Below are 18,847 nucleotides of genomic sequence, written 5' to 3' on the forward strand. Positions count from 1 at the left end.
TTCTTGTTCACCCGCCGGTTGACCGACGAGATGATGCCGCCGATGGTGATCTGCGCGCCGTCGGGCACCGACCCCTCGAGGAGCGACGTGATGGAGGTGTCGGTCTGCGCGGCGATCGCGTGCGCGACCCCGGCGAGCGGATGGTCGGAGACATAGAGCCCCAACATCTCCCGCTCGAGCGCGAGCTTGTGCTTGGACTCCCATTCCTCGTCGGGCACCTTGACCGCGAACACCTCGGCCATCGTCTCGTCGGCACCGCCGGCGTCGCCGAACAGGTCGAACTGCCCGATCGCCTCGGCCTTCTTGGTGCCGATGACCGACTCCACGGCATCGCCGTGGACGAGGAACAGGCCCTTGCGGGGGTGGCCGAGGGAGTCGAAGGCCCCCGCCTTGATCAGCGACTCGGTGACCTTCTTGTTGCAGGCCGTCACGTCGATCTTGCCGAGATAGTCGGAGAAGGTGGTGAACTTCCCCTTCTCCTCGCGCGCGGCGAGGATCGACGACACCACACCGGTCCCGACGTTGCGGATCGCGGCGAGCCCGAACCGGATGTCGGCGCCGACGGCGGCGAAGTTGCGCTGCGACTCGTTGACGTCGGGTGGCAGCACGGTGATGCCGAGTTTGCGGCAGTCCGCCAGATAGATGGCCGCCTTGTCCTTGTCGTCGCCGACGGAGGTGAGCAGCCCGGCCATGTACTCGGCCGGGAAGTTCGCCTTGAGATAGGCGGTCCAGAACGAGACGAGCCCGTATCCCGCGGCGTGCGACTTGTTGAACGCGTAGCCGGCGAACGGGAGCACGGTGTCCCACAGCGCGGTGATCGCGGCCTGCGAGAACCCGTTGGAGCGCATGCCCTCGGCGAACCCGTCGTAGGCCTCGTCGAGGATCTCCTTCTTCTTCTTGCCCATCGCGCGCCGCAGCAGGTCGGCCTGTCCGAGGGAGTACCCGGCGACCTTCTGCGCGATCTGCATGATCTGCTCCTGATAGACGATCAGGCCGTAGGTCTCGGCCAGGATCTCCTTCAGGGGTTCCTCCAGTTCGGGATGGATCGGTTTGATCTGCTGCAGACCGTTCTTGCGCTTGGCGTAATCGGTGTGCGCATTCACACCCATCGGCCCCGGACGGTACAGCGCCAGCACCGCGACGATGTCCTCGAACCCGGTGGGCTGCATCATCTTCAGCAGTTCTCGCATGGCGCCGCCGTCGAGCTGGAACACACCCAGCGTGTCGCCGCGGGCGAGCAGTTCGTAGGTCTTGTCGTCCTCGAGCGGCAGCTTGTCGAGGTCGAGGTCGATACCGCGGTTGAGTTTGATGTTCTCGATCGCGTCGCCGATGACGGTCAGGTTGCGCAGACCGAGAAAGTCCATCTTCAGCAGGCCGATGGCCTCACACGATGGATAGTCCCAACCGGTGATGATCGCGCCGTCCTGTGCCCGTTTCCACACCGGGATGGCGTCGGTCAGCGGCTCCGAGGACATGATGACCGCACACGCGTGGACACCCGCGTTGCGGATCAGCCCTTCGAGGCCGAGCGCGGTGTCGAAGATCTTCTTGACGTCGGGGTCGGTCTCGATGAGGGTGCGCACCTCAGAGGCCTCCGCGTAGCGTTCATGGCTCTCGTCCATGATCCCCGAGACCGGGATGTCCTTGGCCATGATGGGCGGTGGCAGGGCCTTGGTGATCCGGTCGGCGATCGCGAAGCCGGGCTGGCCGAACTGCACGCGCGCCGAGTCCTTGATCGCCGCCTTCGTCTTGATGGTGCCGAAGGTGATGACCTGGGCGACCTTTTCGCTACCCCATCGTTCGGTCGCGTAACGCACCATCTCACCGCGACGACGATCGTCGAAGTCGATGTCGATGTCGGGCATGGACACACGTTCGGGGTTGAGGAACCGCTCGAAGAGCAGACCGTGCGGGATCGGGTCGATGTTGGTGATGCCCAACGCCCACGCGACCAGTGAGCCGGCCGCCGAACCACGACCCGGACCGACCCGGATGCCCACCTCGAGGGCGTGGCGGATCAGGTCACCGACCACCAGGAAGTAGGCGGGGAAACCCATCTGGATGATGACGCCGAGCTCGTACTCGGCGCGTCGCCGATACTCCTCGGGCGCCCCGTCGGGGAAGCGACGTGCCAGCCCCGCCGCGACCTCCTTGCGCAACCAGGTTTCCTGCGAGTCCCCCTCGGGCACCGGGAAGATCGGCATCCGGTCGCGATGAGTGAAGACATCCGCGTAGGACTCGACACGCTCGCCGATCCCGAGGGTGTTGTCGCAGGCGCCCGGAACCACCGAATCCCACTGCGCGCGCATCTCCTCGGCCGACTTCAGGTAATACCCGTCGCCGTCGAATTTGAAGCGTGTGGGGTCCGACAGCGTCTTGCCGGTCTGCACGCACAACAGCGCCTCGTGGCTCGCGGCGTGGTCCTTGGTGACGTAGTGGCAGTCGTTGGTGACGATCGGCTTGATGCCGAGTGTGCGGCCGATCTCGAGCAACCCGTCGCGGACCCGCCGCTCGATCTCGAGGCCGTGCTCCATCAGCTCGAGGTAGAAGTTCTCCGGGCCGAAGATCTCCTGCCATTTGGCGGCGGCCTCCAGCGCCTCGCGTTCGTGGCCGAGCCGCAGCCGGGTCTGCACCTCACCGGACGGGCAGCCGGTGGTTGCGATGATGCCCTCGGCGTACTGCGCGATGAGGTCGACGTCCATCCGCGACCACTTGCCCAGCTGTCCCTCGATGGACGCCAGCGATGACAGCTTGAACAGGTTGCGCAGGCCGGTGGCGTTCGCCGCGACCATCGTCATGTGGGTGTAGGCACCGCTACCGGAGACGTCGTCGTCCTTCTGGTCGCGGGTGCCCCAGGTGACGCGTTTGGTGTCGAACCGCGACGCCGGGGCGATGTAGGCCTCGATCCCGATGATCGGTTTGATGTCGTTCTTGACGGCGGTGTTGTAGAACTCGCTGGCACCGAACATGTTTCCGTGGTCGGTCATCCCGATCGCGGTCATCCCGAGCCGTTTGGCCTCGGCGAACAGCGGCGACACCTTCGCGGCACCGTCGAGCATCGAGTACTCGGTGTGGTTGTGCAGGTGAACAAACGAATCGGTCACAGCGCCTCTTCAGCTACCTCTCGAACGGCCTCATCGGGGAGATCGGGCTCCACTCTATGTCGCCGGACCGACACACACCGGCAGGCGCGGCGAGCCGTGACGGATGTTGCCACGGTGACATGGCCACATCCGTCACCGCCCGGATCAGAGGTAGCCGAACGCAAGATCTCCGCGGAGCTGTTCATCAGCATGGCGGCGGTGAAAACACATGTACGTCACGTGTGCGCCAAGCTCGGTGTGGGGATCGGGCGCAGACGGTGATCCTCGCCCGCGACGCCGGCCTGCAGCCGTGATACCAGTCGTGTGTCCGAGAGCTACCACTGGCCTTCGCGCAAGACGTCCAGGGCGTGCTGCAGATCGTCGGGATAGGGGCTGGTGAAACTCACCTGCCGTCCGTCGGCGGGATGCGCGAACGACAACGACCGGGCGTGCAGCCACTGACGCTCGAGGCCCAGCCGCTTGGCCAGCACCGGGTCCGCGCCGTAGGTGAGGTCGCCGCAGCACGGATGGTGCAGCGCGGAGAAGTGCACCCGGATCTGGTGGGTGCGACCGGTCTCGAGGTGGATGTCGAGCAGTGACGCCGACGCGAACATCTCCAGCGTCTCGTAGTGCGTCACCGACGGTTTGCCGTTCGCGGTGACCGCGAACTTCCAGTCGCTGCTGCGGTGCCGCCCGATGGGTGCCTCGACGGTGCCCTCGGGCGGGTCGAGGTGTCCCTGCACCAGGGCGTGATAGCCCTTGTCGACCTCGCGGTCACGGAACGCCCGCTTGAGCACCGAGTAGGCGTGCTCGGACACCGCGACGACCATCACCCCCGATGTCCCGACGTCGAGGCGCGAGACGATGCCCTGACGTTCGGCGGCCCCGGACGTGGAGACCCGGTACCCTGCCGCCGCGAGTGCCCCGACCACCGTCGGGCCGCTCCAACCCTGCGACGGGTGCGCGGCGACGCCGATCGGTTTGTCGACGACGACGATGTCGGAGTCGTGGTAGATGACCGACAGGTTCTCCACCGGCGTCGGTTCCACGCGCAGCGGTTCGGCAGGTGCGGGCAGCACCACGTCGAGCCAACTGCCCGCGGTCAGCTTGTGCGATTTCCCGACCGCCACGCCGTCGACGGTGATGTCGCCGTCCTCGGCGAGCGCGGCGGCCACCGTCCGGGACAGCCCCAGGATGCGGGCCACCGCGGCGTCGAGCCGCATGCCGTCGACTCCGTCGGGAACCGGCATGGACCGCGACTCACGCATCGCCGTCCTTCCCGTCGGCGGTCTCGGTGGCGTGTCGCGCCGCCCAGCCGGAACGGCTGCCGTCGTACTCGAAGCCCAACAGCGACAGCACCACCAGCAGCACGGCTCCGCAGACCACCGCGGAATCGGCGACGTTGAACACCGGCCACCAGCCGACGGAGACGAAGTCCACCACGTGCCCGCGCAGCGGACCCGGCGACCGGAAGATCCGGTCGGCCAGGTTGCCCAACGCGCCACCGAGCACCAGGCCCAGACCGAGGATCCACCACGCCGACCGCAGACGGCTGCTGTACCGGACGATGCCGACGACGACGACCAGCGCCACCACGGTCAGCACCCAGGTGTATCCGGAGGCCATCGAGAAGGCGGCACCGCTGTTGCGGACCAGACGCAGCGTGACCACGTCGCCGAAGATCTCGACCGGCTTCATCGGGTCGAGATGGGCCACGGCCAGCGCCTTGGTCGCCACGTCGAGGGCGATGACGCAAACGGCCACACCCAACAACCACCACAGCGCCGTCCGTCGCCGCATGTCACCGCCCGTGGCGGTCGACGGCGAGGGTCTCGATTGACTCACGACTCCATCATCCACCCCATCATCATCCACGAGTGCTCCCATACTCTGGCTGCCGTGTTCGCAATGCTCACCCGTCTCACCGTGGCGGCGACCCTATTGCTCGGCCTCGCCGGCTGTGGTTCCGACGACCCCGGCGTCGCCTCGTCGTCAAGCGCCGCGGCGCAGGCCGGTTGCACCGACGACACGACGTCGGGCCGCGACGGGGTGAATCTGCTGCCCGTCGCGCCGGCAAAGGTCACGCTGCTCGATCCCGGCACCGGCGACCGGCGCCTGCCCGCCGCGAGTCCCGAGTTGGCCACCCCGCAATCGGTCACGCTCATCACCACGTCGTCGGTGCAGTCGCCGGGCAGCACCGACGCACAGACCGTCACGGTGCCGATGCAGGCCCGGTTCGGATGCGACGATCCCACCGACCTGGAGATGACGCTCGGCGCGGTCACCTCACCCGACGACACGCTCGCCGATCAGCTGGGCCCCGTCGAGGGATCGCCGGCCGGACTGGCGATCGGCCCGGGATCGATGCCGATCTCCCTGCGACTGCTGCCCGCCGACGACGCCGGCCCCGAGGCACGCCTGGCGGTCGAGCAGTCGCTGCTGCAGGCCCTGCAGGTAACGGTGGCGCTGCCCACCGAACCGGTCGCGGTGGGTGCGCGGTGGCGCACCGACCGCACCATCGACACCGCGGCGACGGTTACCCAGCAGATCGACGCCACGCTGCGGTCGTGGGACGGCGACCGGGTCGTCATCGACATCTCGGTCGACGAGACCCCGGTGAACTCGGTGTTCGCGATCCCCGGTACCGATGCGACGTTGACCATCGCCCGGTACACCGACGCCGGCACCGGGCAGATCACCATGGATCTGCGGCGCGGCCTGCCGGTGGCGGGAACGCTGGAGATGATCGGTGCCCGCGAGCTCGTGGGCACCGATCCCGCGCAGCCGTTGATCCAGCGCACCGGACTGTCGGTCAGCTGGCGCTGACCGACGCCGTCCGGGTGTGGGTCAGTTCGATGCGCTCGATGTCGAGGCCGTGACGCACATGGGGCTCTCGATGTTGTTCGCCGTGATCAGCGGGCACACCGTGTCCTTGGAGAGCTTCCAGCGTCCGTCTACGTAGACGATGCTGGCGTCGAGTTTGGTCGGCGGGTTGTCGGGCAGCTTGACCTGCACCTTGACAGTCGCCTTGTTGGGGCCGGCGGGGATCACCGGCGGGAAGATCTCGTAGGTGACGTCCGGGTTCTCTTCCTTGGCCTGCACGAGCTTGTCGAAGACCGTCGGATCGGCGGAGGACCCCTCGACGAGCCTGGTCTTCTCCGCGTTCGGCACATCGGGGTCGAGCGCCTCGGTGAGCATCTGGTTGAGGGTCGCCACCGACGGTCGCGTATTGGGGTCGGTGACACCTCCGGCGGTGCCGGATGCGGCGGTCGCCGAGGACACGGTCGGCACGGATGGCACGTCGCTGTCGTCGCTGCCACAGGCCGCCACGGTTGCGATCGACCCCGCGATCAACGCGGCGGTCACGATCTTCGAAAACTTCACCGATCTCCCTCACTGTCGTCTGTCCGGACCGGGTGGACGCTCCCCCGCTGGTCCAGGCGGTCTTCGTCGACGACCCGCGGGTCGCCAAAACTCACACCACTATGCCAAATCGACGCCGACGCTCCCAATAACCGCGCCGGGAACTCAGGAGCGCACGCCGGGTACGCAACGGTTGACGCGCCCAGCCGGTTCCCGAACCCTGTAGCCATGATCATCCTGATCACCACGGGAGGCACCGTCGCGTCGCAGACCACCGCAGAGGGCGCCGTACCCCGTCTTACCTCGACCGATCTGGCACCCACGGCGCCGAGCGCAGACATCGCCGCGATCGACCTGATGTCGGTGGACAGCTCGGCGATGACGGTGCACAACCAGTTCGACATCGTGCGCGCCATCGTCGATGCGCTCGCCGACCCGGCGGTCGACGGGGTCGTCGTCACCCACGGCACCGACACCATGGAGGAGACCTCCTACCTCGCCGACCTGTTCGTCACCGACGACCGGCCGGTGGTGTTCACCGGCGCCCAATACCCGGCCGACTCGCCCTCGGCCGACGGTCCGGCCAACATCGCGGCCGCGATCGCCGCGGTCACCGACCCAACGCACCGCGGCCGGGGTGTCCTCGTCGCCATCGGCGGTGAGATCCGTTCGGCGCGTGGCATCTTCAAGGTGTCGACGACCGAACTCGCGGCCTTCGACAACGTGCACGACGCGTTGCCGCGTCGATCGGTGCGCAGCGCGGTGCCGCACCGGACCGCACGTGTCGACGCCTTCGGCCTCTACCCGGGGGTGTCGCCGGGCATCATCGCCGCCGCGGTCTCCCAGCAGGCGGCCGGGATCGTGCTGGCGGCCACCGGGTCGGGCAACACCCACCCCGACATCACCGCCGAGGTGCTCGCGGCAGTCCGCGCGGGGCTCGTCGTGGTGGTGACGACCCGCGTGCCGTTCGGCCCGGTGGTGCCCACCTATGGCGGTGGTGGCGGCGCGGTCGACCTCGAGGGGGCCGGCGCGATCATCTCTCGGTGGCTACGCGCACCGCAGGCACGGATCGCGTTGCTGGCGCTGCTGTCGGTGGGCGCCGGCGCCGCTGAGGTCGGCGACTTCTTCAGGTCTCTGCAGCCGGTGCCCTGAAACGCCTTCCGGGATCACCCGTCGTCGCCGACCCCGGGCCAGGCGAGACTGTCCAGCGGATCTGCGTGGCGCAGCGCGGATTCGGTCACCGGAAAGGTCACCGCCCGGCCGGGTCCGGTCGCGCGCGTCTCGAACCGGACGGTGACCACGCCGTGCCCGCTGCCCTGCACCCAGCCGTGCCCGTGCTCGGGATGGGTGACGTCGGTGCCGGTCGGCCACTGGATCGGTGCCGCCGGTGCGGTCGGTTCCGAATGTTCCGCTGCGTCCGTCGACTCCGTCGTCTCCGTCGACTCCGTCGTTTCCGTCGTCTCCGTCGACACTGCCGCGCCGGACGGATCATCGAGGTCGGAGAACAGCGAGAACTGTTGCACCGCGGTCAATCCCGAGTATCCGACACCGACGAGACGGATCGGTCCGATGCTGCGGGGGTCGAGTGCCAACCGCTGTGCCGCCGCGGTGAGGACAGACAGTTCGGTGGTCGCGGCGGGCAGAGTCGTCGATCGGGTCAGGATCGACATGTCGGAGCGTTTGAGCTTGAGGACCACGGTGCGGGCACCCCGTCCGTCGGCGAGCAGACGACGATGCGCACCCTGCGCCGCGGCGTCGACGGCCGGGCGTAATTCGGCCAGCTCGACGAGGTCGCGTGCGAAGGTGGACTCCGCGCTGATCTGCTTGGCCGATGCCCGCTCGGTGACGGGCCGGTCGTCGATCCCGCGCGCCAGCAGATGCAGGGCCGGGCCGACGGTGGCACCGAGCACCGAGATCACCTCGACGTCCGACATCTCGGCGAAGTCGCCGATGGTGTCCACCCCCAGCCGTTGCAGACGATCCCCGGACACGGGCCCGATGCCCCACAGCTTGCGTACCGGTAGGTCGTGCAGGAAGGCGAGTTCGCGGCTGGGCGGGATCGCCATCACCCCATCGGGTTTCGCGAGACCCGAGGCGATCTTCGCGATCTGCTTGCCGCTGCCGAAGCCGACCGATGCCGCGATGCCGACGGTCTCGCGGATGCGTCGGCGCAGCCGCTCGGCGAACACGGTGACCTCCTCGACGGACGCGCCGGCGAGTGATTCCGGTTCGCCGAACGCCTCGTCGAAGGAGAGCATCTCGATCACCGGGATCTCCTCGCGTACGAGGGCGAAGATGCGCGCGCTGACCGCATGGTAGACGGCCCCGCGGGGCGGCAGCACCACCGCTCCGGCACCGACGAGGCGCCGGGCCTGATGCATCGGCATGGCCGAGCGCGCACCGAATGCGCGTGCCGCGTAGCTCGCGCCGGCCACCACGCCGCGGCCACCCGTGCCACCGACCAGGACCGGCCGGTCACGCAGCGTGGGGCGGGTCAGCTGTTCGACGGAGGCGAAGAACGCGTCCATGTCCAGGTGCATCACCCATCGGGAGCTGCGTTCCGTCGACACACCGGCATCCTAGTGCGACTACCGAGAGTGGATCTCGAAGACGGGTAGCTGCTCGGCATGCGCGGCGATGGTCGCGTCGTCGGCATCGGTCCCCATCCCTTCGGGAAGGAAACGCCCGACCTCCCAGCCCCACTTGTCCAGGTAGGACTTGATGATCGGGGTGCGGTCGGCCGGGGAGATCTCGACGAGCCGGACCGGCCGACGACGGCGTCCGCGGCGCAGTTCGGCGGAGTCGTTGAGGCGCGCGTTGCGCACCCACTGGGTCGTTCCCCGCGGGGCCACCAGGTAGTCGCGGCCGTCGAGGTGCAGCGGATTGACCGGCACGGTCTGCGGCTCCCCGCTGCGGCGACCGATCACGGTCAGGTTCTGCGCGCCGGCGAGGTTGACGCCGCGGGCGGCGAGCCAGCGAACCGCCGAGTTGAAGGCACGGTCCATACCCTGCGGGCCCCGATAGTGCGTGGTGGTCATGTCGATCCCTTCTCTGAGTCACTTGGAGAGCACTGCTCTCGAATTACAGTGTGCGCGGTTTGCCGCAAGAAATCAAGAGCAGTGCTCTCGTTTTGTGGAAGGATGTCGATATGGCGTCCCGAACCACACGAGCCGAGAACCGCGCGGCGATGGAAGCCGAGATCCGACGACTCGGGCGCGAACACCTGCGCACCCACGGTGCGGCCGGTCTGTCGCTGCGTGCCATCGCCAGGGATCTGGGCGTGGTCTCCTCCGCGGTGTATCGCTATGTGCCGAGCCGCGACGAGTTGCTCACGCTTCTTCTGGTGGAGGCGTATTCGGACCTCGCCGACGCCGTCGAGGCCGCACTGGCCGCCGGGCCCGACCGTCCGCGGCAGCGCCTCGTCGCGGCGACCCGGGCACTGCGCCGATGGGCCGTCGACGACCCGTCACGGTGGGCGCTGCTCTACGGCAGCCCGGTACCCGGCTATGCCGCGCCACCCGATGTGACCATCGAGCCCGGGACGCGGGTCGTCGCGATGCTCATCGCCGAACTGGGCCGAGCCCACCGTGCCGGCCTCGTCGACACGTCGACGGTGCCGACGCCCGCGAGCCTGACCGACGGTTTCGCGGCGATCCGCGCGGCGTTCGACTCCGATCTCCCCGATGCCGTCCTGATCCTCGCGACCACCCTGTGGGCCACGGTCATCGGGGCGATCAGCCTCGAGGTGTTCGGGCAGTACGGCCCCGACACGTTCGCCGACCCCGCGGCGTTGTTCGACGCCCAGGTCGATCGGGCCCTACAAGCGGTCGCAGACTGAGCGAGGCCAGAGGCTACCGCGAGATGGGCCGCTCCACGCCGACCCCGGTCAGCTTGTCCGGGTTGCGCATCGCGTAGATGTGCTCGATGGCGCCGTCGACGATGTCGAGGATGAACACACCCTGCAACTGGCCGTCGAAAAAGACCGTCATCCCCGGCAGGCTGTTGAAGATCGCCGGCTCGACCCGGAGGTCCCCGGTCCGGGCACCGATCCGTGCGAACCCCGACAGCAGCCGCGCGACGGGGACCGCACCGTGGATCGGCTTGCGGACCGCGGTGGCCTTCCCGTCGCTGTCGGCGGTGAACACCACATCCGGCGAGAGCAACGCCATCAGCGGCTCGATCTCCCCGGACTCCGCGGCGGTGAGGAAGGCGGCGGTGATCTCGGCGGTGCGTGCCGCGTCGACGGGCTCGAACCGATGCCGGCGCGCCTGCACATGGGCTCGCGCACGATGCGCGGTCTGACGCACCGCCGCCGGGGACTTCCCGACGATCTCGGCGATCTCGTCGTGGGTGAACCCGAACACCTCCCGCAGCACGAAGACGGCCCGTTCGTCGGGGGTGAGGCTCTCGAGGACCACGAGCATCGCCGTGGAGACCGACTCGGCGAGGACGACGTCGTCGGAGGCGTCGTGCTCGTCGAGCAGGATCGGTTCGGGCAGCCACGGACCGACGTAGGTTTCCCGTCGTCGTGAAGAGGCGCGCAACGCGTTGAGCGCCTGCCTGGTGACCACCTTGGCGAGATAGGACTTGGTGTCGGCGACGGTGCCGAGGTCCACCTCGGCCCACCGGAGATAGCTGTCCTGCAGCACGTCGTCGGCGTCGGTCGCCGAGCCCAGGATCTCGTAGGCGACGGTGAACAGCAGCGGCCGCAGTTCGCTGAACCGGGCCGCGTGCTCGTCGCCGCCCGTCATCACACTGCCCCGATCGGGGATTCGATCGGCGGTTCGGCGGCCATCGGACGGGGCCGCACGGGGAAGGTCGGCACCGCGCCGGGCCGCCGCGCCTCCAGATTCAGTCCCCAGATCACGTTGCGGCAGATGAACTCTTTGATACCCGCGGCCACGCGTCCGGTGACGACGGTATGGCGCGGTGTGTCGTCGAGTCTGGTCAGCTGCACCGTCGCGCCCCCGCGGCCGAGCGAGGTGCACTGTCCGACGAAGGCCACCCGGACCGGCTTCGGTTCGGTACCCGCCAGCCGGGCGAGGACGGTATCGGCGGCCTGCGGGCCGAGCTGGTTGGCGGCCTGGCAGCTCATCCGGAACGGCACACCCGACGGCGCGACCGCATCGCCCGCGCCGACGATGCGCGGATCGTCGACGCTGGTCAGCGTTTCGTCGGTGATCAGCCGGCCCGCCGGGTCGGTGGTGAGCCCGCTGGTCGCGGCGAGGTCGGGCACGCCGAACCCGGCGGCGACGATCGTCGTCGCGCTGGGCAGGATCTCGCGCACACCATCGCCCACCACCGTGACGGTACCGTCGCCGACCGCCTCGACGCGTCGGTCGGTGAGGATCTCGACGCCGAGCTTGCGCAACCGCCGCTGCGCCACGTCGCGGGCACGGGACCCGAACGACGGGGCCAGCACGCCGCCGCAGACGAGCCGCACCGTGTGTCCGGATTCGGCGAGCTCGGCGGCCATCTCGATGCCGGTGAGCCCGCCGCCGACAACGGTGGTCTGATCCGATTGATCCGATTCCCCGACGGCGGCGAGGTGGTCGCGGAGTCGTTGCGCCCCTTCCCATTCGCCGAGGACGAAGCCGTGTTCGGCGACACCGGCGATGGTGTGTGCCGGGGTGGCGGTGCTGCCCACGGCGTAGACGAGATGGTCATAGTCGAGCGTGTCCCCCGAGGCCAGTTCCACCCGGCCGGCGGGCGCATCGATGCGGGTTGCGGTGTCGACGACGAGGCGGACCCGGTCGGCGAGTACCTCGGTGTAGTCGTGTTCGGCGGTTCCGGTCCCGGCGATCCATTGGTGCAGCCGAATCCGGTGTACGAACTGCGGACGCGGGTTGACCAGCACCACGTCGGCGTCTGCCTGGCTGAGCCGATTCGCGGCCATCGTCCCGGCGTAGCCGCCTCCGACGATGACGATCCGCGGCCGAGGTGTGGTGTTCATGGTTGCTCCTCTCGAGGGTGGACAACCTCAAGACACCAAGCGCCTCCCGAGTGTGACAGCCTGCCACTCGACCAGCAGGCAACCAGCGGGCAACCCAGAGATCAGCGCGCCGCCTTCGCGATGTCGGCGGACACACCGTCACCCAGCTCGATCGCGCCGGAGGACTCCGTGTCGACGTCGAAGCGGACTGCGAGCACCTCACCCGCGATCATCTCGGCGTGCCGGCGGGCCCAGTCGAGCCGCTCGTCGGGCACCACGAACCGCACCTCGATCCGGTCGGAGACGTCGAGCCCGAGGTTGCGTCGCGCATCCTGGAGCTCACGCACCCGATCCTTCGCCCAGCCCTCGGCCTCGAGTTCCTCGGTGACGTTCGTGTCGAGCACGACGAGACCTCCGCCGCCCGGCAGTTCCGCGGTCGAGTCGGGTTCGACGGCCACCAACCGACGCGTGTACTCGCCCTCGCGCAGCTCGATCCCGTCGGCGATCACGACCTCGGCTCCGTCGGCCCCGGCCGCCACGGTCCAGTCCCCGGACTTCACCGCCTTGATCGCGCGCTGCACATCCTTGCCGAGCCGCGGACCCGCGGCGCGGGCGTTGACCGCGATCTCATAGCGGCCGTAGACGTCCGCGTCGGTCGCCAGGGTCACCGACTTCACGTTCATCTCGTCGACGATGAGGTCGGTGAACGGCTCGAGCCGCGCGGCATCCGGTGACGCGACCGTGAGTCCCGGCAGCGGCAGCCGCACACGCAGCTTGTTGGCCTTGCGTACGCTCGACGCGACCGAACACACCTGCTGCACCGCGTCCATCGCGGCCACGAGATCGGCGTCGGCCGGCAACTCGTCGACACGCGGCCAGTCGGTCAGATGCACCGACCGTTCCCCGGTCAGGCCACGCCAGATCGCCTCGGTGGCGAGCGGCAGCAGCGGGGCCGCGAGACGACAGGCCACCTCGAGCACCGTGAACAAGGTGTCGAACGCGTCCGCGTCGGAGTCCTGTCCGGCCCAGAACCGGGCGCGGGACCGACGCACATACCAGTTGGTGAGCGACTCGACGAAGTCGCGGAACGCCTCGGCGGCGCCGGCGATGTCGTAGACGTCGAGCGCGTCGGTCATCGTCTCCCGGGTGACGGCCAGCTTCGCCAGGATGTAGCGGTCCAGCACGTGTTGCGAGTCGGTGCGCCAGGTCGCCGGGCCCTCGGCGTAGAGCTGCAGGAAGCTGTAGGCGTTCCACAGCGGCAGCAGCGCCTGCCGCACACCCTCGCGGATGCCGCGCTCGGTGACGACGAGGTTGCCACCCCGCAGCACCGGCGATGCCATCAGGAACCAGCGCATCGCGTCCGAGCCGTCGCGGTCGAAGACCTCGTTGACGTCGGGATAGTTGCGCTTGGACTTCGACATCTTCTGCCCGTCGTCACCGAGCACGATCCCGTGCGCGACGACACTCTTGAAGGCCGGACGGTCGAACAGCGCGGTCGCCAGCACGTGCAGGTTGTAGAACCAGCCGCGGGTCTGACCGTTGTACTCGACGATGAAATCGCCCGGGTTGTGCGGGAGTTCACCCGTCTCGGAATCGCCGTCGAACCAGTCCGCGTTCTCGAACGGGTAGTGCACCTGGGCAAACGGCATCGACCCCGACTCGAACCAACAGTCGAACACCTCCGGCACGCGACGCATCGTCGAGCGGCCGGTCGGGTCGTCGGGATTGGGGCGGGTGAGATCGTCGATGTAGGGCCGGTGCAGATTCTCCGGCCGCATACCGAAATCGCGTTCGAGATCGTCGAGCGAACCGTAGACGTCGGTGCGCGGGTACTCGGGATCGTCGGAGACCCACACCGGGATCGGCGCGCCCCAGTACCGATTACGGCTGATGTTCCAGTCGCGGGCACCCTCGAGCCACTTGCCGAACTGCCCGTCACGGATGTGCTCGGGCGACCAGGTGATCTGCTTGTTGAGCTCGAGCATCCGATCCTTGATCGGGGTGACCGCGACGAACCACGACGGAACGGCCATGTAGATCAACGGCTTTCCGGACCGCCACGAGTGCGGATAGGAGTGCTCGATGGTGTCGTGACGCAGGATCTTGCCGATGGCCTTGAGGTCTTTGATGATCGCCGGGTTCGCGTCGAAGACCATCTGGCCCTCGTACGGCGGCACCTGTGCGGTGAACCGGCCACCCGGGTCCAGCGGCTGCACGACCTCGATGCCGTTGGCCGTCGCGAGGTCCATGTCCTCCTCACCGAAGGCCGGTGCGAGGTGGACGATGCCGGTGCCGCTGTCGGTGGTCACATAGTCGCCGAGCAGGATCCGGTGGGCATTCGGGTGTCCGACGAAGAAGCCGAACGGCGGGACGTAGGACAGGCCCTCCAGATCCGCGCCGCCGTAGCTGCCGAGCACTTCCGGCTCGGTGATCTCCTTCGCGTAACCGCCCAACAGTGCCTTCGCCAGCAGGTACTCCTGCTCGTCGTTGCCACGCACGTGCACGTATTCGACGTCCGGGTTGACCGCGATGGCGAGGTTGGACGGCAGCGTCCAGGGCGTGGTGGTCCAGATCAGTGCGTTCACACCGTCGAGTTCGGGATGGCGGTCCCCGCCGACGAGCGGGATACGTACCGTGACCGCGGGGTCCTGCCGCACGCGGTAGGCGTCGTCGAGCTTGGACTCCTGGTTGGACAGCGGCGTCTGCTCGTACCAGCTGTAGGGCAGCACCCGGTAACCCTGATAGATCAGGCCCTTGTCGTGCAGGCGTTTGAACGCCCACATGACCGACTCCATGAAGTCGAGGTCGAGCGTCTTGTAGTCGTTGTCGAAGTCGACCCAGCGAGCCTGACGGGTGACGTAATCGCGCCATTCACCGGTGTAGCGCAGCACCGAGTCGCGGCAGAAGTCGTTGAACTTCTCCACGCCCATCGTCTCGATCTCGGACTTGTCGGTGATCCCGAGCTGCCGTTCGGCCTCGAGTTCGGCGGGAAGACCATGTGTGTCCCAACCGAACCGGCGTTCGACGCGCTTGCCGCGCATGGTCTGGTAGCGCGGCACGAGGTCCTTCACGTACCCGGTGAGCAGGTGGCCGTAGTGCGGCAGACCGTTGGCGAACGGCGGGCCGTCGTAGAAGACGAACTCCTCGGCGTCGGCGCGATTGGCGATGGAGGCCGCGAACGTGTCGTCGGCGTCCCAATACTCGAGCACCCGTTCCTCGACGTGAGGGAACGACGGGGCACCGCGATCGCTGCTCGGGCTCATGTCCACGAGTGGGTACACCCGGCCCGTCGCCGGGACGTCGGCCGCCTGCTCGGCGGTGTCGCTGTTGTCGACCGTGTCGGTCATGGGTCGGTCTCCTCGTGCCTGGCATGGGTCATCTGCTCTGGCACGGGGACGCACACCGTGCGGTCATCTTTGCGACCACTCGATCCGCGCGGTACCACCCCGCTTGCGTCGGTCATCCGACGCCACTCGCCGGCTCACGGAAACCGTGCGCCCACGGCTGTCACGGGCCGCACCCGCTCGGGTCTAGTGAGGGCCTGTGCCGGCCCTGTTCTTCCGAGTGCTCCCCGGTGATGGCCGGATCAACGCAGCATCGATTCTAGCCGTGCACCCCGGCCGCATTCCAATTCGCCTCCGAAGCGAGTGCGCGTCAGGTGCCCTCGCCGGGTTCGTCCGGAGCCCGATGGGAGTGCGCCGTGTGCCCCGACGACGGTGCACGGAAACCGGTGGTGTCACCGGAGGTCTCGTGCCTGCCGGGCGCGGGCGCCGCTTCATCGACACCGCCGACCGATCGCAGGTAGTCACTGAGGTCGCCGTCGGGAACCGGCGGTGCGGTCGGTTCACCGGGTGCGGGGGCCGCGGCCTCGTCGGGCGCCGCCTCGCCGGGATGCGCGGCGCTGCTGTCCGACTCGCCCGGAGTGGGCGCGGGCTGCCGCTCGACGCGCTCGGAATTCCCGGACGCCTTCTCGGTCGTGAGGAAATCACTGAGCGGGCGTTCCGCGCCGCGCCGCGACGACCCCAGGACGTCGGCGAGGAGGAAACCCACGCCAACGAGGCTCACCACGATGCAGGCGATGGCCAGCCACAGGGTTCCCGTGACGAGGCCGAGCACCAACAACACAAACCCGACGAGCGTCGCCGCCAGGGCCAGCGTCAGCACGAGTCTTCCCCTCTAGTTCGAGAGTCCCCGACCTAGCTCGGCGAGTAGCTGGTGTATCCGCCGTTACCGGGATCCGATGAGAACGAGTCGGCGCGGCCACCTTCGACCGGTGCCGCACTACCGCGCTGCTGCAGTTCTTCGAGCTGCGATTCGAGGTAGGTCTTCAGGCGCGTCCGGTACTCACGCTCGAACGTCTTGAGCTGTTCGATGCGACCCTCGAGCACGGTGCGCTGCTGGTTGATCGTGCCCATGATCTCGCTGTGCTTGCGCTCGGCGTCGCTCTGCAGCGCGTCGGCGCGTTCCTGTGCCTGTCGGACCTGGGCCTCCGACCGGGTCTGCGAGTCGGCCAGGATGGCCTCCGAACGCTGCCGGGCGTCGGTGAGGAGCGCATCCGCCTTGGACTGGGCCTCCGACACCATCGCGTCGGCGCGCGACCGCGCGTCCGACACCAGCGTCTCCGCCTCCTGACGCGACGTCGAGGTGAGGCGGTCGGCGGTGTCCTGCGCGAGGGCGAGCACGCGGGCTGCCCGCACGCTGGCGTCGTCCTGGGCGAACTCGGGTGTCGCCGCAGGGGCCGGGGTCTCGACCGGGGCGGTCGCGAAGACCTGGGTGGCATCCTCGGCGCCGGGCTCGGCGCCGCCGCCCGACGACCGGGCCTCGGCCAGCTCTCCCTCGAGTTCCTCGACCCGTTGCTTGAGGTCGCCGTTCTCCTCGATGAGGCGGGCCAATTCGGCCTCGACGAAGTCGAGGAACTGGTCGACTTCATCCTCGTTATAGCCGCGTTTACCGATAGGCGGTTTGCTGAACGCGACGTTGTGCACATCAGCTGGTGTCAGCCGCATGTCGGTTCCCCTCGTTGTCGTTCGAGATCGTTGCTGGATCGAGATCAAGCTCTGTTCAGTTGGCAGCGCGCCCAGTCTGCCCCGAAATTGTTGCAGGCTGTCACTGTTTAATTCATACCAGTCCATTTGGTAACTGGCGTCAAATCCTGTCACACGAGAACCGCTCGTTGCGGGGCAATTGTCGTCCTGCCGCAATGCAACGGTCACTCAATGATGACATCCCACCGTAGACCACCCGACGGGCATGGTCACAGACCCACCCCGCCCGTCAGCCGAGTCCGACGAGCGCGGCCGTGGAGCTGCGGCCCAGCGAACCGACGATCTGCATGCCGATCAGGACGACGATCATCACGATCATCAGCGAGAGGTCGAGTCGGACCGGCCCCAGCGGGATGGGCGGCAGGATGCGGCGCAGTGCCCGGATCGGCGGATCGGTCGCGGTGAACACGATCTCGATGATCACGACCGCGATACCGGTGGGACGCCACTCGCGGGCGAAGCTCCGGACCAGCTCGACGACGAGCCGCGCGAGCAAGAGCAGCCAGTAGATGAACAACAGGTAATACAGAACCTGGAACAGAATCGTCACGCCTCAAGATTGCCTGAAATGTCGGACGGGAGTGGCAGCGGCCCGGTCCGTGTCGTCTAAGACACGGACCGGGCCGCGGTTGCAGGGGTTCGGGGCTCGGGTCAGCTGTGGTTGTAGAAGCCGGTTTCGGCGATCTTGCGACGGTCCTCCGGGGACACGTCCACGTCGGCCGGGGACAGCAGGAATACCTTGGTGGCGACCTTGTCGAACGAACCGCGCAGTGCGAACGCCAGCCCGGCGGCGAAGTCCACGAGACGTTTGGCGTCGTCGTTGCTCATGTCGACGAGATCCATGATGACGGGGTTGCCGTCGCGGAATCGCTCACCGATCGTGCGGGCCTCGCCGTAATCGGACGGGCGCAGAGTGGTGATCTTCTGCAGAGGACCGTCGGCGAAGACGCGCTCGAGCTCGCGCTGATCGGACGTCGGCCCGGACCGGACGACACCCGCGGTGCGGTGTCCGGCACGCTGCAGCGGTTCGAGACGGTGCGGTGCCCGCATGCGCTCGACCGGCTCCCCCGGGTGTCGCGCACCGGCATAGGCGTAGTCGGCCGGCACCTCGTAGCCGCCGTCATACCCGGTCGGCTCGAAGCCGCCGCCCGGGTATCCCGGCTGTTCGACGGGAGCGAAGCGCCGTTCGTCGTAGGCATAGGCGTTCTCGCCGTAGTAGTCGTCCCGGTAGGGCCGCGGAGCTCGCCCGGGGATGCCGGGCTCCTCGAGATAGTCGTCCTCGTACTCGCTCGGAGGCACCATGCCGAAATATGCCTTGAACTTCTGCATCGTGGTCATAGCTGGCCTCTCTGTCGTCCAACGCTGCCGGGGAGCGGTGCGAGGTGGTGCAGTTGTAGATCCAAGTTCCGATTGGTTCTCGTGTG

Annotated in this window: 16 protein-coding genes; 3 read left to right on the forward strand and 13 right to left on the reverse strand. The window is 68.1% G+C overall.

Annotated features, from left to right (window positions below):
* The 3 genes from dnaE to lspA all read right to left on the reverse strand — a co-directional run.
* On the reverse strand, positions 1–3,104 hold a 3,104-nt coding region (gene dnaE, locus GORHZ_RS11455), incomplete at its 3' end, for a DNA polymerase III subunit alpha (protein ID WP_006333118.1).
* A 314-nt stretch (positions 3,105–3,418) separates the two neighbouring features.
* Positions 3,419–4,351 (reverse strand): RluA family pseudouridine synthase, encoded by a 933-nt coding sequence (locus tag GORHZ_RS11460; protein WP_006333120.1) that lies wholly within the window; start codon positions 4,349–4,351, stop codon positions 3,419–3,421.
* On the reverse strand, positions 4,344–4,970 hold the full coding sequence (gene lspA, locus GORHZ_RS11465) for a signal peptidase II (RefSeq protein WP_083877272.1): 627 nt from the start codon (positions 4,968–4,970) through the stop codon (positions 4,344–4,346). Before lspA ends, GORHZ_RS11460 begins: the two co-directional genes overlap by 8 nt.
* 21 nt (positions 4,971–4,991) lie before the next feature.
* On the opposite strand from lspA, the gene GORHZ_RS11470 reads away from it, so the two are divergent.
* Complete coding sequence (locus GORHZ_RS11470; protein WP_040531482.1) at positions 4,992–5,909, forward strand: hypothetical protein; 918 nt, start codon at positions 4,992–4,994, stop codon at positions 5,907–5,909.
* A gap of 21 nt (positions 5,910–5,930) precedes the next feature.
* Here the strand turns inward: GORHZ_RS11470 and GORHZ_RS11475 are convergent, their stop codons facing one another.
* Complete coding sequence (locus GORHZ_RS11475) at positions 5,931–6,467, reverse strand: WKL family lipoprotein (RefSeq protein ID WP_006333125.1); 537 nt, start codon at positions 6,465–6,467, stop codon at positions 5,931–5,933.
* A gap of 207 nt (positions 6,468–6,674) precedes the next feature.
* Between GORHZ_RS11475 and GORHZ_RS11480 the strand changes: the two genes are divergently transcribed.
* Positions 6,675–7,598 (forward strand): asparaginase, encoded by a 924-nt coding sequence (locus tag GORHZ_RS11480; protein WP_006333128.1) that lies wholly within the window; start codon positions 6,675–6,677, stop codon positions 7,596–7,598.
* 14 nt (positions 7,599–7,612) lie between these two features.
* On the opposite strand, the gene GORHZ_RS11485 is transcribed toward GORHZ_RS11480, so the two are convergent.
* Both GORHZ_RS11485 and GORHZ_RS11490 read right to left on the reverse strand, forming a co-directional pair.
* Positions 7,613–8,986: a DNA polymerase IV gene (locus GORHZ_RS11485; RefSeq protein ID WP_040531459.1), complete on the reverse strand. Its 1,374-nt coding sequence runs from the start codon at positions 8,984–8,986 to the stop codon at positions 7,613–7,615.
* A gap of 48 nt (positions 8,987–9,034) precedes the next feature.
* Positions 9,035–9,484 carry a nitroreductase/quinone reductase family protein gene (locus GORHZ_RS11490; protein ID WP_006333132.1) on the reverse strand — a complete coding sequence of 150 codons (450 nt, stop codon included), beginning with the start codon at positions 9,482–9,484 and terminating at the stop codon, positions 9,035–9,037.
* A 110-nt stretch (positions 9,485–9,594) separates the two neighbouring features.
* Here GORHZ_RS11490 and GORHZ_RS11495 point away from each other — a divergent pair, with 110 nt between their 5' ends.
* Positions 9,595–10,284, forward strand: a complete 690-nt coding sequence (locus GORHZ_RS11495; RefSeq protein ID WP_006333133.1) for a TetR/AcrR family transcriptional regulator — start codon at positions 9,595–9,597, stop codon at positions 10,282–10,284.
* Positions 10,285–10,297: 13 nt separating this feature from the next.
* On the opposite strand, the gene sigJ is transcribed toward GORHZ_RS11495, so the two are convergent.
* From sigJ to GORHZ_RS11530, 7 genes are all read right to left on the reverse strand, one after another.
* Entirely contained in the window at positions 10,298–11,197 is a 900-nt protein-coding gene (sigJ, locus tag GORHZ_RS11500; protein WP_006333134.1) for an RNA polymerase sigma factor SigJ, read from the reverse strand.
* Positions 11,197–12,399, reverse strand: coding sequence for an NAD(P)/FAD-dependent oxidoreductase (locus tag GORHZ_RS11505; RefSeq protein WP_006333136.1), 1,203 nt, complete (start codon positions 12,397–12,399; stop codon positions 11,197–11,199). The genes sigJ and GORHZ_RS11505 overlap by 1 nt, the downstream gene beginning before the upstream one ends.
* Positions 12,400–12,500: 101 nt before the next feature.
* On the reverse strand, positions 12,501–15,725 hold the full coding sequence (ileS, locus tag GORHZ_RS11510; protein WP_006333138.1) for an isoleucine--tRNA ligase: 3,225 nt from the start codon (positions 15,723–15,725) through the stop codon (positions 12,501–12,503).
* A 307-nt stretch (positions 15,726–16,032) separates the two neighbouring features.
* The gene (locus tag GORHZ_RS11515; RefSeq protein ID WP_006333139.1) at positions 16,033–16,542 is read right to left on the reverse strand and encodes a hypothetical protein; all 510 of its coding nucleotides are present in this window, start codon (positions 16,540–16,542) and stop codon (positions 16,033–16,035) included.
* Positions 16,543–16,574: 32 nt separating this feature from the next.
* Complete coding sequence (gene wag31 / locus GORHZ_RS11520) at positions 16,575–17,384, reverse strand: DivIVA-like cell division protein Wag31 (RefSeq protein WP_006333140.1); 810 nt, start codon at positions 17,382–17,384, stop codon at positions 16,575–16,577.
* A 268-nt stretch (positions 17,385–17,652) separates the two neighbouring features.
* Positions 17,653–17,973: a YggT family protein gene (locus tag GORHZ_RS11525; protein ID WP_006333141.1), complete on the reverse strand. Its 321-nt coding sequence runs from the start codon at positions 17,971–17,973 to the stop codon at positions 17,653–17,655.
* A gap of 101 nt (positions 17,974–18,074) precedes the next feature.
* Entirely contained in the window at positions 18,075–18,761 is a 687-nt protein-coding gene (locus GORHZ_RS11530) for a cell division protein SepF (protein ID WP_006333142.1), read from the reverse strand.
* Between the last annotated feature and the right edge of the window lie 86 nt (positions 18,762–18,847).

Source organism: Gordonia rhizosphera NBRC 16068, assembly GCF_000298195.1.
Lineage (GTDB): Bacteria > Actinomycetota > Actinomycetes > Mycobacteriales > Mycobacteriaceae > Gordonia > Gordonia rhizosphera.

What these genes read in the sequence shown, in the direction of transcription:
- GORHZ_RS11470 (WP_040531482.1), top strand. Translation starts at nt 4,992, where the DNA reads ATGCTCACCCGTCTCACCGTGGCGGCGACCCTATTGCTCGGCCTCGCC.
- GORHZ_RS11495 (WP_006333133.1), top strand. Translation starts at nt 9,595, where the DNA reads ATGGCGTCCCGAACCACACGAGCCGAGAACCGCGCGGCGATGGAAGCC.
- GORHZ_RS11530 (WP_006333142.1), bottom strand. Translation starts at nt 18,761, where the DNA reads ATGACCACGATGCAGAAGTTCAAGGCATATTTCGGCATGGTGCCTCCG.
- GORHZ_RS11505 (WP_006333136.1), bottom strand. Translation starts at nt 12,399, where the DNA reads ATGAACACCACACCTCGGCCGCGGATCGTCATCGTCGGAGGCGGCTAC.
- ileS (WP_006333138.1), bottom strand. Translation starts at nt 15,725, where the DNA reads ATGACCGACACGGTCGACAACAGCGACACCGCCGAGCAGGCGGCCGAC.
- GORHZ_RS11480 (WP_006333128.1), top strand. Translation starts at nt 6,675, where the DNA reads ATGATCATCCTGATCACCACGGGAGGCACCGTCGCGTCGCAGACCACC.
- lspA (WP_083877272.1), bottom strand. Translation starts at nt 4,970, where the DNA reads ATGGGAGCACTCGTGGATGATGATGGGGTGGATGATGGAGTCGTGAGT.
- GORHZ_RS11490 (WP_006333132.1), bottom strand. Translation starts at nt 9,484, where the DNA reads ATGACCACCACGCACTATCGGGGCCCGCAGGGTATGGACCGTGCCTTC.
- wag31 (WP_006333140.1), bottom strand. Translation starts at nt 17,384, where the DNA reads ATGCGGCTGACACCAGCTGATGTGCACAACGTCGCGTTCAGCAAACCG.
- GORHZ_RS11485 (WP_040531459.1), bottom strand. Translation starts at nt 8,986, where the DNA reads ATGCACCTGGACATGGACGCGTTCTTCGCCTCCGTCGAACAGCTGACC.
- sigJ (WP_006333134.1), bottom strand. Translation starts at nt 11,197, where the DNA reads ATGACGGGCGGCGACGAGCACGCGGCCCGGTTCAGCGAACTGCGGCCG.
- GORHZ_RS11460 (WP_006333120.1), bottom strand. Translation starts at nt 4,351, where the DNA reads ATGCGTGAGTCGCGGTCCATGCCGGTTCCCGACGGAGTCGACGGCATG.